The organism is Prescottella soli, from assembly GCF_040024445.1.
GTDB lineage: Bacteria > Actinomycetota > Actinomycetes > Mycobacteriales > Mycobacteriaceae > Prescottella > Prescottella soli.
Genome location: NZ_CP157276.1, coordinates 4,386,601 through 4,400,070 on the forward strand (window position 1 = coordinate 4,386,601; position 13,470 = coordinate 4,400,070).

Consider the following 13,470-nt stretch of genomic DNA (forward strand, 5'->3'; position numbering starts at 1 on the left):
AACTGGCCGCCGGGAACGGACCGTGCTGCACGCCCGGTCAGCAGCAGAAACGAACAGACGAGGAAGTTCTGTGCCTACGTATTCCCCGAAGGCCGGAGACGTGACCCGTACCTGGCACGTCATCGACGCCACTGACGTGGTGCTCGGTCGCCTTGCCGTGCAGGCAGCCAACCTGCTCCGCGGCAAGCACAAGCCCACCTTTGCACCGCACGTTGACGGCGGCGACTTCGTCGTCATCATCAATGCCGACAAGGTTGCCATCAGCGGCAACAAGCGTACGGACAAGTTCCTGTACCACCACTCCGGACACCCGGGTGGCCTGAAGTCCCGTTCGGTCGGCGAGGTTCTCGAGAAGAACCCCGATCGCCTGGTGGAGAAGGCCGTCACCGGCATGCTCCCGAAGAACAAGCTGGGCCGCGCCATCGCGGGCAAGCTGAAGGTCTACGCAGGCCCGACCCACCCCCACGCCGCGCAGCAGCCGGTGCCGTTCGAGATCAAGCAGGTCGCCCAGTGAGCAACGAAGACTTCAACGAGGCCGTCGAGGCTGTCGAGGCCGTGGCAGACGACGTCTCGGAGTACACCACCGAGACCGAGGTCGTCGAGTCGTACGAGGCTGCTCCGCAGGCTCCGATCGTCATCGATCGTCCGGTTCAGACCGTCGGCCGTCGTAAGGAGGCGGTCGTCCGCGTCCGTCTGACCCCCGGCACCGGTGAGTTCAAGCTGAACGGCCGCACCCTCGAGGATTACTTCCCGAACAAGGTGCACCAGCAGCTCATCAAGGCTCCGCTGGTCATGGTCGAGCGCACCGAGTCGTTCGACATCACCGCCCTCCTGACCGGTGGCGGCCCCTCGGGTCAGGCAGGCGCGCTGCGTCTCGCCATCGCCCGCGCTCTGATCGAGGTCACCGCCGAGGATCGCCCCGCGCTCAAGCGCGCCGGCTTCCTGACGCGTGACGCTCGCGCCGTCGAGCGTAAGAAGTACGGCCTGAAGAAGGCCCGCAAGGCATCTCAGTACTCCAAGCGCTGATGTGTCGCCGGAGCCGACATCCGTGTCGGCTCCGGCACCTGTTCTTCCACGAGAGCAGGCGTTCGTAGAGCTCTTCGCTACCGGACGCCTGCTTTCGTGCTTTACCTGGATGCTTACGGATCGACAACCCGGATTGCGAGGGATCGGATTCACATGGGTCGTATGTTCGGCACGGACGGCGTGCGGGGCTTGGCGAATGCCGAGCTGACCGCCGAGCTGGCCTTGAAGGTGGCCGCGGCTGCGGCCGAGGTGCTCGCTCAGCAGGGCTCCGAGAAGGAGCGGCCCCTCGCGGTCGTCGGCCGAGACCCGAGGGCGAGCGGCGAGATGCTCGAGGCCGCCGTCACTGCAGGACTGACCGCATCCGGTGTCGACGTGATCCTCGTCGGAATCCTGCCCACGCCGGCGGTCGCTTACCTGACCGGTGCGTACGGCGCCGCGCTCGGTGTGATGATCTCCGCATCGCACAACCCCATGCCCGACAACGGCATCAAGATCTTCGCGGCCGGTGGGCACAAGCTCGACGACGACATCGAGGACCGCATCGAGGCCGCGATCACGGCCGGCCCGACGCGTCGTCCCACCGGCGCGGGCATCGGCCGGGTCGACGTCGCCTTCGACGCCACCAGCCGTTACCTGGCCCACCTCGCGGGCGCACTCGACACCCGCCTCGACGGGCTCACCGTGGTGGTCGACTGCGCGCACGGCGCCGCCTCCACGGTTGCCCCGGAGGCCTACCGCGCCGCCGGCGCGACGGTGATCGCGATCAACGCCGAGCCGGACGGCCTCAACATCAACGACGGCTGCGGATCGACACACCTCGGGGCGCTGCAGCGCGCGGTGGTCGAACACGGCGCGGACATCGGCCTGGCGCACGACGGGGACGCCGATCGATGCCTCGCGGTGGACGCGACCGGTGCCGTCGTCGACGGTGACGCGATCATGACCGTCCTCGCGATCGGCATGCGCGATTCCGGTGAGCTGGTCGACAACACGCTCGTCGCGACGGTGATGAGCAATCTCGGACTGCACATCGCGATGCGCCAGGCCGGGATCTCGGTGCGGACCACGGCGGTCGGTGACCGCTACGTGCTCGAGGAACTGCGCGCGGGCGGATTCAGCCTCGGCGGCGAGCAGTCGGGCCACGTCGTGCTGCCGGGCCACGGAACGACCGGTGACGGCGTCCTCACCGGCCTGCGCCTGATGGGCCGCATGGCGGTGACCGGCCGTTCGCTCGCGGAGCTCGCCGGCGCGATGACGTCGCTGCCGCAGGTGCTGATCAACGTCCGCGTCGCGGACAAGGCGGCGGTCGCGGCGGCGCCGCAGGTCCAGGCCGCGATCGGTGCGGCGGAGTCCGAACTCGGCGACACCGGACGGGTTCTGCTGCGTCCGTCGGGAACCGAGCAGCTGGTGCGGGTGATGGTCGAGGCCGCGGACGCCGAAACGGCCCAGCGCATCGCCGAGACCCTCGCGGAGAAGGTGGCGTCCGCCTAACCGGAGACGGCCCGGAACCTCACGGAACCGTTGGGCCGCCGTGTGCGTCGAAGAGGACGAAGGAGCCGAATCGACAGCGCGAAGGGCGGAACCGATGGCAGACGTGGTCTCGATCGATGTCGCGAGGGTGCGGGCGGCGGCGCGTGCGTTGCAGGCGGAAGCGGTGCCACTCGGGGAGTCTGCGCATGCGGTGGCCGCGTGCGCGTTCGGGCCGGTCGGCGCCGGGACCGCCGCCCGGGAGCGGGCCATTCGCGAGGGCTACCTGCGGTTGGCCCGCGCGATCGGGGCGTGGGCCGTCGCGTCCGACGCGACGGGCCGGGCGCTCACCGCCACCGCCGACGCCTACGACCGTCAGGACGCGGTGACGGCGGGGAACGTCGTCGTACTCGGTGGCCCGTAGTGGAGACGATCCTCGACGCCGGCGCGGCCGTCCTCCGATACTTCGCCCTCTACCTGCCCCGCGCCGCCGCCGTCGCCGAGCGGTCGGCGACGGGCGACCGCTTGCCCACGTACGAGGACGTCGAGGCACGCTACTTCGAGCAGCGGGGCATCGATCTCGGCGCGCTGGACGCGGACATCGAGGTGCTGACGAGGGTGGCGGCCGACCTCGACGATCGGTTCGACGACCAGGATGCCGTGGTTCAAGCTCTCGAGGAGTCGTGGGCCGGTGCGGATGCCGATCGCGCGCGCGAGCATCTGGGCGCGCACCTCGCGCGGGCGGATCTGGTGGGCAGCAACGTCGCCGAGGTGCGGTGCGCGCTCGTCGAGACCTCGAGGACCCTGCGCGAGGCCGTGACGCGGAAGGCGGACTGGGTGGGCGCGCGCGATGCGTCCCGGGCCGGAGGCCTCACGCCGGAACAGATCGACACGGCGATGTCGGGCGCGGCGTGTGCGGACTCGCTGACGGATCTGTTCCTCCCGCACGTACGGGACACGGTGAGCGCCTTCACGGCGCTGTGCGACGCGACGGCGACGGCGGTCGACGACGCCTACCGGAATCTCGCGTGCGTATTCGGGCAGATCGACGACAGCGCGTTTCCGGTTCCCGGCCCGCTGGTCGTCGGGGACTGTGGCGGCCCGACTGCCGCCCCGCCCGCCGTCTGCCGTGAATCGCCCGCGGCTCCGGCCGGCGTCGTCCCCGGCGGGGCGGTGGGGACGACGTCGCCGGCCGGCGGCACGAGCCTGACCGGTCTCGGCGCACCGCCCGGTGTCGGACCGGTGTCTCCGACGCCCGGTTCGCTCGTGGGAGGCGGATCACTCGCCCTCGACGGTCTCGTCGTCGAGGGCACCGTGCGGGCGGTCGGTGCGATCGTCGGTGTGGTGGCGGACGTCGCGCTCGCCGTGGTCGACACGGTCGGTGACCTCGTCCGGGAGGCGGCCGCGGCGGCGGAGCCGACCGAGCAGGCCGGTGCCGGGTGCAGCCTGAACCTCGATCGGGAGCCCTGCTGCGACGGTGCCCCGGCGGGCCGCGATCCGGTTCCCGAGGAGTACCCGGCGTCCGCCCCGCCGCCAGTACCGCCGGTGTCTGTCGCGGAACCAACCGTCGACGACGACTGCCCCGAGCCTGAGCCCGAGTCCGAAATGCCCTCTCCGGTAGAGGAACTCCCGGCCGCGGACCTCCCCACGGAGCAACCCTCGGAACCGGAATCGGTGGAACTCCAGCCGACGGAACCGCCGGTCGAGTCCTGTGTGCCCGCGGTGCCCCCGCCGGCACACCCGGCGCTCGGCGCGCGCCCGCCGACGGGCAGAGGCGGCGCGGCGGAACCGGCGCTGGCCGAGTTGGGGTCGGAGCCGCCGGCACCCGACGGAGCGGCACCCGACGGAGCGGGGGTCGAGATCGCCGAGGCGGGACCGCTGTGAGCTAGTGGCTCAGGAGCTGGCTGATCTGGGCGCCCGCTTGGTGCGCGGCGGCGTCCCGCGGGTCGGCCGTGTGCTCGCCGCCCTCCTCGTCCTCCCGCGTCACGGGATGGGCGCCGGGGAAGTGGGCGTCGGGATCCGAGAACGCGGCGTACGTCTTGTCGTCGGTGAGGTGTCGCAGCAGGAACCCGGTGAGGAGCGCACGAGTCACGTGCTGCGTCCGGCGCTCGGCGCCGCCGACCCCGAGGAAACCGAGCAGCCGTCGGCCCTCGACCAGTCCCGTGCTCGAGCCCTTGTCGACGACGCGGAGCAGGCTCTCGCCCTTCCACGCGTCGTCGAGTGCGAGGGCATCGCTGTTCAGCGAATCGACGTCCTTCGCGGCGGCGAGGATCAGCCCCGGCACCTCGACCCGGGCCGCCGCGGTGACCGCGGACGGCGCCGTCGGAGCCGGGAACAGCGCGGCGACCGCCTTCGCGCGGGCCTGCTGCGCGGCGGCGAGGACGGCCACGCCGGCACCCATGCCGTGACCGGCGAAGGCGACGCGCTCGGGGTGGACGCTGATCCGGCCGGGGCCGAGCCGCACGCCCGTGCAGATGTCGAGGGCGGTACCGAGGTCCGCGGCCAGTCCGAGATGCGAGGGGACGGGGCCGCGTTCGGTGCTCGGAGCGGCGACGACGATGCCCCACGAGGCGAGGTGCTGGAACGTATCGGCGTAGTTCGCGGCGCCGGCCAGCCAGTCGTGGGCGAACGCGACGGCGGGGAGATTGAAGCCCTCGGCGGGGGTGTAGACCACCCCCGGCTGGCCTGCGAGCGCGAGGTCTCCGCGCAGAACCCGGTGCGGGCCACGCTTGGACAGCTTGGATACCAGGGACTTCGGTGTCTGCGCCACAGTTGTGACGTTATCCGATAGCAGACCGAGTTCGCTCCGCACGGTCGTCCAAGTACCCTGGTGAACCATGTGCGGAATCGTGGGTTACGTAGGCCACCGCCAGGCTCTGGGGGTCGTGGTCGAGGCGTTGCAGCGAATGGAATATCGCGGCTACGACTCCGCGGGCATCGCCATCCTCGACGGCGAAGGTGTGCTGAAGACCGAGCGCAAGGCCGGACGTCTCTCCAACCTGCAGGCCGAACTCGACGACGTCGGCCGCGACACGTTCGTCGGCACCACCGGCATGGGACACACCCGCTGGGCGACGCACGGCAAGCCGACCGACCGCAACGCGCATCCGCATCGCGACGCGAGCGGAAAGCTCGCGGTGGTGCACAACGGCATCATCGAGAACTTCGCGCCGCTGCGCGCCGAACTCGAGGCCGCCGGGGTCGACCTGCTGAGCGACACCGACTCCGAGGTTGCAGTCCATCTGGTGGCCCGCGCGTACGAGGAGGGGCGCACCAAGGGCGACTTCCTGCAGAGCGCGCTGTCGGTGCTGCGTCGTCTCGAGGGCGCGTTCACGCTCGTGTTCACGCACGCCGACCACCCGGACATGATCATCGCGGCCCGCCGGTCGACGCCGCTGGTCGTCGGTGTCGGCGAGGGCGAGATGTTCGTCGGCTCGGACGTCGCGGCGTTCATCGAGCACACCCGCGATGCGATCGAGCTGGGCCAGGACCAGGTCGTGGTCATCACCGCCGACGGTTACTCGGTCACCGACTTCTTCGGGAACGATGCGAGCGACCGTACCCGCGCCTTCCGGATCGACTGGGACCTGCAGGCCGCCGAGAAGGGTGGCCACGACTACTTCATGCTCAAGGAGATCCAGGAGCAGCCCGACGCGGTCGCCGACACCCTGCGCGGGCACTTCGTCGACCGGCACATCGTGCTCGACGAGCAGCGTCTGTCGGATCAGGAACTGCGCGACGTCGACAAGGTCTTCGTCGTCGCGTGCGGCAGCGCGTACCACTCGGGGCTGCTCGCCAAGTACGCGATCGAGCACTGGACGCGGCTGCCCGTCGAGGTCGAGCTCGCCAGCGAGTTCCGTTACCGCGACCCGGTGCTGGACCGGTCGACGCTCGTCGTCGCCATCTCGCAGTCCGGCGAGACCGCGGACACGCTCGAGGCGGTCAAGCACGCGAAGGACCAGAAGGCGCGCGTGCTCGCGATCTGCAACACCAACGGCGCGCAGATCCCGCGCGAGGCCGACGCGGTTCTCTACACGCGGGCCGGTCCGGAGATCGCCGTCGCCTCGACCAAGGCCTTCCTCGCCCAGGTGACCGCGAACTACCTGGTGGGACTGGCCTTGGCGCAGGCGCGGGGTACCAAGTACCCCGACGAGGTCGCGCGTGAGTACGCCGACCTGGCCGCGATGCCGGACCTGGTGGCGCGGGTGCTCGAGAAAGTGGAGTCGGTGCGGGAACTCGCGCGCAAGTTCGCGCAGTCCCCGGCGGTGCTCTTCCTCGGTCGTCACGTGGGCTACCCGGTGGCGCTCGAGGGTGCGCTCAAGCTCAAGGAGCTTGCGTACATGCACGCCGAGGGTTTCGCGGCGGGCGAGCTCAAGCACGGTCCGATCGCGCTGATCCAGGAGGGGCTGCCGGTCATCGTGATCATGCCGTCGCCCAAGGGGCGCGCGGTGCTGCACTCGAAGCTGGTCTCGAACATCCAGGAGATCAAGGCTCGTGGTGCCACGACGATCGTGATCGCCGAGGAGGGCGACGAGGCAGTGCGCGCGCACGCCGATCACCTCATCGAGATCCCGGCGGCGCCGACGCTGTTGCAGCCGCTGCTGTCGACGGTGCCGCTGCAGGTGTTCGCGGCCGAGGTCGCCCAGGCGCGCGGCCTGGACGTCGACAAGCCGCGGAACCTGGCGAAGTCCGTCACGGTCGAGTAGTAGTCCGGCGACTGCTCGGTGTGGTCGGTGGTCCGACGCCAGGTCAGATCACGTTGACCACACCGAGCATGTCCGGATGCAGCGAGCATGTGTAGTTGTAGGTGCCGGGCGCGGTGAACGTGAACTCCCACGTACCCGAGGTCAGCAGCGGGCTGCGCAGGACGGACTTCGCGTCGCCGAGTCCGACGACGTCGTGCGGGGTGCCGCGGTCGTCGAACACCCACGTCACGGTCTGGCCCACGGAGATCGTGACGGACGCCGGCGTGTACGCCATGTTGGCGACCTGGACCGTGAGAGCTTTGTCCGAGTCGGTCGGCGCGTCGGCTGCGGTGTCGGTCGAACATCCGGAAATGGTTGCGGCCAAAGCGATTCCGGCAATCAGCGCGCTCACGCGTGTCTTCATGGGTTTCAGCGTAGTCTGAGCACGAGTGTGCCCTTCGGTACCTTCCCGACCTCGAACCGTGCGAGGAGTTGTCATGCCCACCCGTGATTCTGCGCCAGTCGGCGCTCCGTGCTGGATCGATCTGCAGTCCTCCGATGTCGACCGTGCCGCCGCGTTCTACGACGATCTCTTCGGCTGGACCCACGAGTCGTCCGGTGAGGAGTACGGCGGCTACGTGATGTTCTTCTCGGATGGCAAGCCCGTCGCCGGGTTGATGGCCGGACAGCCGGGCAATCCGTATGTCGACGTGTGGACGACGTATCTGGCCACGGCCGACGCCGACGCCACCGCGAAGGCGGTCATCGGTGCCGGCGGCCAGGTGATGATGGAGCCGATGACAGTGCCGACGCAGGGGCGGATGGCGCTGTTCAGCGACCCGTCCGGTGGTGCGGTCGGTGCGTGGCAGCCGGCCGAGCACAAGGGCTTCGGGGTGATCGGCGAGGCTGGTGCGCCGGCGTGGTTCGAGCTGGTCACCAAGGACTACGACGCGGCCCTGCCGTTCTATCGGGACGTCTTCGGCTGGGAACTCGCGACGCTCAGCGACACCGACGAATTCCGTTATTCGACAGGACGGTTCGACGGTGCCGACCTGGCCGGCATCTTCGATGCGAGCAAGGCGCTGCCGGCGGAGGTGCCGTCGCACTGGCAAATGTTCGTCCAGGTGGACAGCACCGACGACGCCGTCGCCCGGGTCACCGAGCTCGGCGGCGCCGTGGTGCGCGAACCGTGGGACTCCGAGCACGGCCGGATGGCCCAGGTCGCGGATCCGAACGGCGCCCTGTTCATGATCGCGGGACAGGTGGCGGCCGAATAGACATGCGGGACTACTACACGACGACGCAGGTCAAGGCCGCCGAGGCGCCGTTGCTCGCGAGCCTGCCCGAGGGCACGCTGATGCGGCGGGCGGCGTACGGGCTGGCGCGGGTCGCGGCCGACGAGTTGCGGGCACGCACCGGGGGAGTGGCCGGTCGCAACGTCACCCTGCTGGTGGGTTCCGGCGACAACGGCGGCGACGCGTTGTGGGCCGGGGCGATGCTCCGCCGCCGTGGGGCGGCGGTCACCGCGGTGCTGCTCGATCCGGCTCGCGCGCATGCAGCGGGTCTCGCGGCGTTGACGGCTGCGGGCGGACGCGTGTCACCCGACCCGGGCGATCTGGACCTGGTGCTCGACGGCATCGTCGGGATCTCCGGGAAGGGGCCGTTGCGTCCCGCCGCGGCCGCGATCGTGGCGCAGTTGGACGCGCCGATCGTCGCGGTGGATCTGCCCAGCGGCGTCGACCCGGACACCGGTGACGTCGACGGCCCGGCGGTCACGGCCGCCGTGACGGTCGCGTTCGGCGCGCTCAAGCCTGTCCACGTGCTCGCCGGTGCCCGGTGCGGGCGGGTCGAACTGGTGCCGATCGGTCTGGAGCTGCCGGATCCGGACATGACCGCGCTCGACCCGGCGGAGGTGGGTCGGTTGTGGCCGGTTCCGCGCGCCTCCGACGACAAGTACACCCAAGGCGTCGTGGGAGTCGTCGCGGGCAGCGCGCGGTATCCGGGCGCGGCGGTGCTGACGTCGGGCGCAGCAGTGACGTCGACCGCGGGCATGGTCCGCTACGCGGGTCGCGCCGCCGCCGAGGTGGTCGGGCACTGGCCGGAGGTGGTGGCGGCGCCGTCGCCCGCGTCGGCCGGGCGGGTGCAGGCGTGGGTGGTCGGCCCGGGGCTCGGTTCCGACGCCGACGCCCGGGAGGAACTGCGGACGATTCTCGCGGCCGACGTGCCGGTCCTGGTCGACGCGGACGGTCTCAACCTGCTGGCCGAGCATTCCGATCTGGTGCACGAGTTGCGCGGGCGCAACGCCCCGACCCTGCTGACCCCGCATGCCGGTGAGTTCGCGCGGCTCACGCGGGTCGCACCCGTCCCGGACCGGGTCGCGGCAACGCGGGCGCTGGCGGCGGAGTGGGGTGTGACGGTCCTGCTCAAGGGTCGGGCGACCGTCATCGCCGATCCGCACGGTCGCGTCCACGTCAACGACGCGGGCGCGTCGTGGGCGGCGACGGCGGGTTCGGGCGACGTGCTGTCCGGCATCGTCGGCGCGCTGATGGCGACGGGGCTCGAACCGGCGCTCGCCGCAGCGGCGGGCGCGCGAGCGCACTCGCTGGCCGCCAATCTCGGCGCGCGGGAGGGCGCCGAGGAGGTCGGCGATGCCGGGCTCGCGCCGATCTCCGCATCGACGCTTCTCGCGCACCTGCGGTCCGCGATTCGGATCCTGCGCGTCTTCCCGAGCTCGCATGTACCCGAATCGTGACTGGTCGGGTTGTACCCGCAGGACGGTTTCGCCCCGATGAGTGGCAGGATCGAATGCCGTGACCACTACCGCGCAGGAGCCTGACACCGACCCTGAGACCATGAGCGCCACCGCTGCGGATACCCCGCCGCCGGCGGCGGCGCCCCAGGCCGAAGCGGTGATCGATCTCGACGCGGTGGCACACAACATCGGCATCCTGCGCGAGCACGCCGGCGACGCCGCGGTCATGGCGGTGGTCAAGGCCGACGCGTACAACCACGGCGCGGTCCCAGTCGCGCGGGCCGCGCTGGCGGCCGGCGCCCGCGAACTGGGCGTCACGACGCTCGCCGAGGGCCTCGAACTCAAGAACGCCGGGATCACCGCGCCCGTCCTGTCGTGGCTGCACACGGCCGACTCCGACTTCGCCCCGGCGATCGCTGCGGGGGTCGAGCTGGGGTTGTCGTCGCCGCGGCACCTCGCGGCCGTCGTCGCGGCGGCCCGGCGAGTGGGGACCACGGCGACCGTGACGGTCAAGGTCGACACGGGTCTCAACCGGAACGGCGTCTCCCGCGAGGAATGGACGGACTTCCTGAAGGACCTCGCGGGCGTCGAGGCGGAGGGCGCCGTCCGGTTCAAGGGCGTCTTCTCGCATCTTGCGCACGCCGACGAGCCGCACCACCCGGTCATCGACGAGCAGCGCGCACGGTTCACCGGCGCGCTGGCCGACGCGAAGCGCCTCGGTCTGGTGCCGGAGGCGGCGCATCTGTCGAACTCGGCAGCCACCCTCACCCGCTCCGACCTGCGATTCGACATGGTTCGGCCCGGAATTGCGATATACGGACTGTCTCCGGTTCCGGATCTGGGGACGTTCGGCCTGCGGCCGGTCATGACGTTCCGATCGAGGGTGGCTCTGGTGAAGAAGTTGGCAGCAGGCGACGGCGTGTCCTACGGGCACACGTGGGTCGCCCCGCACGACACGACGGTGGCGCTGCTGCCGGTCGGGTACGCGGACGGAATCCCGCGTGCGCTGGGTGGACGCTTCGACGTGTGGCTCGGCGACGACCGCCGTCCGGGCATCGGCCGGGTCTGCATGGACCAGCTCGTGGTCGATCTCGGACCGGACGGCGCGGGGGTCCGCGAGGGCGATACCGCGGTGTTCTTCGGTAACGGCGAACACGGCGAACCGCACGCACAGGAGTGGGCGGACGCCCTCGACACCATCCACTACGAGGTGGTCACCTCGGTGCGGGGTCGGACGGTCCGCACGTACGTCGGAGGACCGGGCGGTACGTCGTGAACCTCCTGAACAGGCTCGGCCTGTTCGGAGGAGTGGCGGGGGTCGCCGCGATCGGCACGCTCGCGGGACTGAACGTGGTGAAGGCCGCGACGACGCGGCGGGGACCCGAGATCTACGGATCCGAGGACTTCGAACTCATGCGCCGTGATCGCACCCGGGTGGTCCCGGCGGAGGACGACGTGCCGCTGCTGGTCCGCGAGGTGGGCCCGGCGGACGCGCCGCTGACCGTGATCTTCGTGCACGGGTACTGCCTGCGGATGGAGTCGTGGCATTTCCAGCGCACACAGCTCGAGCAGGTGTGGGGCGACTCGGCTCGGATGGTGTTCTACGACCAGCGCGGTCACGGCGAGTCCGGCATGCCGGACCCCGAGAGCTGCACCATCGCGCAGTTGGGGCGCGACCTCGTGGCGGTGATCGACGCCGTCGCGCCGTCGGGTCCGGTGGTGCTGGTCGGTCATTCGATGGGCGGCATGACGATCCTGGCGATGGCCCGTCAGTTCCCGGAGTTGTTCGACGACAAGGTGATCGGCGTCGGGTTGCTCGCGACGACGGCGGCCGGCCTCAACAAGTCGGGACTGGGCCGCACGCTGAACAACCCGGTGATCGACGCGTTCCGGCTCGCGGTGCGCACCGCCCCGGGCATGGTGCAGCAGGCACGGGGCGCGGCGCGGGCGATCATCTCGCCGATCCTGCGGGCCGCGTCGTACGGCACCGAGGTGAGCCCGCGGCTCGTGGCGTTTTCGGAGGCCATGCTCAACGACATCTCTGTCGTGACGATCGTCAACTTCCTCGAATCCCTGGAACTGCACGACGAATCCGAGGCGCTGCCGGTGCTGGCCGACACTCCCGCGCTGGTGCTGTGCGGGGACACCGACATGATCATTCCGTTCCCGAGCTCGCGGTCGCTCGCGGCGGCGCTGCCCCGGGCCGAGCTGGTGCGGGTTCGCGGCGCAGGCCATCTCGTCGAGCTCGAGTTCCCGCAGGTAACCTCCGATGCGATCGATCGGTTGGTCCGGCGCGCCGTGTCGAGCCGCGAGAACCGCGAGAATGCAGCGCCGGCTGGCGAACTGGAGCAGACCGATGTCGGCTGACACACGTACCGGCGGCAGTGCGACGCTGCCCACCACGGAGGACACCGAGGCGCTGGGCCGCGCGCTGGCGCGCGGCCTGGTGGCAGGCGACCTCGTCGTGCTCGACGGCCCTCTCGGGGCCGGCAAGACCGCGCTGACCCGTGGCATCGCGGCCGGTCTCGGCGTCGAGGGCCGGGTGACGTCGCCGACGTTCATCATCGCCCGCGAGCATCGACCGGGCACCCGACCCGACGGTGGCGCCCCCGTCGCGCTCGTCCACGTCGACGCGTATCGATTGAACGAGGCGGCGGCCGCCGATGCTGCTGTGGACATGCACGACCAGCTCGATGCACTCGACCTCGACACCGATCTCGCGAGCGCGGTCGTGGTGGTCGAGTGGGGTGAGGGCGTCGTGGAGCATCTGGCCGACCGGCACCTGCGGGTGCGGCTGCGCCGTGAACCCGAATCCGACGTCCGCACCGCCAGTTGGGAGTGGGTGTCCAGCACGTAACGGCAGGCCGAGTAGCCTGGACTACCGTGCTTGTGCTTGCCATCGACACCTCCACTCCCGCGGTCACCGCGGGCGTCGTGCACTTCGACCGGGAATCCGAGTCCGGTGCCCCGCGGGCGCTCGCGACGCGGGTCACCGTCGACGCCCGCGCGCACGCAGAGGTCCTGACGCCGCAGATCCTCGAATGCCTCGCCGAGTCGGGCCACACCCCTGCGGATCTCGATGCCGTGGTTGTCGGGGTGGGTCCGGGTCCGTTCACCGGCCTGCGTGTCGGGATGGCGACCGGTGCCGCGTTCGGTGACGCGCTCAGCATCCCGGTGCACGGCGTGTGCAGCCTCGATGCGATCGCGGCGGACGTCGCGGGTGACCGGAACCTGTTGGTGGTGACCGACGCCCGTCGTCGTGAGGTGTACTGGGCCCGCTACTCGGGCGGCCGGCGCGTCGAGGGTCCCGAGGTGGTCAAGCCGTCGGAGCTCGACGCGGCACCGTCGGAGGTGATCGCCGGTTCGGCGTCGCACGTGGACATGTTCGACCTGCCGGTCGAGCCGGCGGAGACGCCGTCGCCGGTCGGTCTGGTGTCGGTCGCGGCGCTGGCACTGCGCGTCGGTGTGGAGCCGGAGCCGCTGGTGCCCCTGTACCTGCGTCGACCCGATGCGGTGGAGTTGGCGGACCGTCGCAAATGA

General features: G+C 70.8%; 14 protein-coding genes. 12 read left to right on the forward strand and 2 right to left on the reverse strand.

Features of this window, described 5'->3' with window-relative positions; genetic code table 11:
• The first annotated feature begins 70 nt into the window (after positions 1-70).
• The 5 genes from rplM (at position 71) to ABI214_RS20350 (ending at position 4,377) form a co-directional block, all read left to right on the forward strand.
• Entirely contained in the window at positions 71-514 is a 444-nt protein-coding gene (gene rplM, locus ABI214_RS20330) for a 50S ribosomal protein L13 (RefSeq protein ID WP_022597326.1), read from the forward strand.
• Positions 511-1,026 carry a 30S ribosomal protein S9 gene (rpsI, locus tag ABI214_RS20335; RefSeq protein WP_114718880.1) on the forward strand — a complete coding sequence of 172 codons (516 nt, stop codon included), beginning with the start codon at positions 511-513 and terminating at the stop codon, positions 1,024-1,026. Before rplM ends, rpsI begins: the two co-directional genes overlap by 4 nt.
• A 153-nt stretch (positions 1,027-1,179) precedes the next feature.
• Positions 1,180-2,517, forward strand: a complete 1,338-nt coding sequence (glmM, locus tag ABI214_RS20340; protein ID WP_348604276.1) for a phosphoglucosamine mutase — start codon at positions 1,180-1,182, stop codon at positions 2,515-2,517.
• A 94-nt stretch (positions 2,518-2,611) separates the two neighbouring features.
• Entirely contained in the window at positions 2,612-2,917 is a 306-nt protein-coding gene (locus ABI214_RS20345) for an N-acyl-D-amino-acid deacylase (RefSeq protein ID WP_348604277.1), read from the forward strand.
• Positions 2,917-4,377, forward strand: coding sequence for a hypothetical protein (locus tag ABI214_RS20350; protein WP_348604278.1), 1,461 nt, complete (start codon positions 2,917-2,919; stop codon positions 4,375-4,377). Before ABI214_RS20345 ends, ABI214_RS20350 begins: the two co-directional genes overlap by 1 nt.
• Before the next feature lies 1 nt (position 4,378).
• On the opposite strand, the gene ABI214_RS20355 is transcribed toward ABI214_RS20350, so the two are convergent.
• Positions 4,379-5,263 (reverse strand): dienelactone hydrolase family protein, encoded by an 885-nt coding sequence (locus ABI214_RS20355; RefSeq protein WP_348604279.1) that lies wholly within the window; start codon positions 5,261-5,263, stop codon positions 4,379-4,381.
• Positions 5,264-5,330: 67 nt separating this feature from the next.
• Here ABI214_RS20355 and glmS point away from each other — a divergent pair, with 67 nt between their 5' ends.
• Positions 5,331-7,199 (forward strand): glutamine--fructose-6-phosphate transaminase (isomerizing), encoded by a 1,869-nt coding sequence (gene glmS, locus ABI214_RS20360; RefSeq protein WP_348604280.1) that lies wholly within the window; start codon positions 5,331-5,333, stop codon positions 7,197-7,199.
• A 43-nt stretch (positions 7,200-7,242) separates the two neighbouring features.
• On the opposite strand, the gene ABI214_RS20365 is transcribed toward glmS, so the two are convergent.
• Positions 7,243-7,602 (reverse strand): plastocyanin/azurin family copper-binding protein, encoded by a 360-nt coding sequence (locus tag ABI214_RS20365; protein ID WP_348604281.1) that lies wholly within the window; start codon positions 7,600-7,602, stop codon positions 7,243-7,245.
• Positions 7,603-7,675: 73 nt separating this feature from the next.
• Here ABI214_RS20365 and ABI214_RS20370 point away from each other — a divergent pair, with 73 nt between their 5' ends.
• The 6 genes from ABI214_RS20370 to tsaB all read left to right on the forward strand — a co-directional run bounded on the left by ABI214_RS20370 (position 7,676) and on the right by tsaB (position 13,470).
• On the forward strand, positions 7,676-8,455 hold the full coding sequence (locus ABI214_RS20370) for a VOC family protein (RefSeq protein ID WP_348604282.1): 780 nt from the start codon (positions 7,676-7,678) through the stop codon (positions 8,453-8,455).
• A gap of 2 nt (positions 8,456-8,457) precedes the next feature.
• Positions 8,458-9,930 (forward strand): NAD(P)H-hydrate dehydratase, encoded by a 1,473-nt coding sequence (locus tag ABI214_RS20375; RefSeq protein WP_348604283.1) that lies wholly within the window; start codon positions 8,458-8,460, stop codon positions 9,928-9,930.
• 100 nt (positions 9,931-10,030) lie between these two features.
• Positions 10,031-11,206: an alanine racemase gene (alr, locus tag ABI214_RS20380; protein WP_348604284.1), complete on the forward strand. Its 1,176-nt coding sequence runs from the start codon at positions 10,031-10,033 to the stop codon at positions 11,204-11,206.
• Positions 11,203-12,297 (forward strand): alpha/beta fold hydrolase, encoded by a 1,095-nt coding sequence (locus ABI214_RS20385; protein WP_348604285.1) that lies wholly within the window; start codon positions 11,203-11,205, stop codon positions 12,295-12,297. Before alr ends, ABI214_RS20385 begins: the two co-directional genes overlap by 4 nt.
• Entirely contained in the window at positions 12,287-12,787 is a 501-nt protein-coding gene (gene tsaE / locus ABI214_RS20390; RefSeq protein WP_348604286.1) for a tRNA (adenosine(37)-N6)-threonylcarbamoyltransferase complex ATPase subunit type 1 TsaE, read from the forward strand. Before ABI214_RS20385 ends, tsaE begins: the two co-directional genes overlap by 11 nt.
• Before the next feature lie 26 nt (positions 12,788-12,813).
• Positions 12,814-13,470 (forward strand): tRNA (adenosine(37)-N6)-threonylcarbamoyltransferase complex dimerization subunit type 1 TsaB, encoded by a 657-nt coding sequence (tsaB, locus tag ABI214_RS20395; protein WP_348604287.1) that lies wholly within the window; start codon positions 12,814-12,816, stop codon positions 13,468-13,470.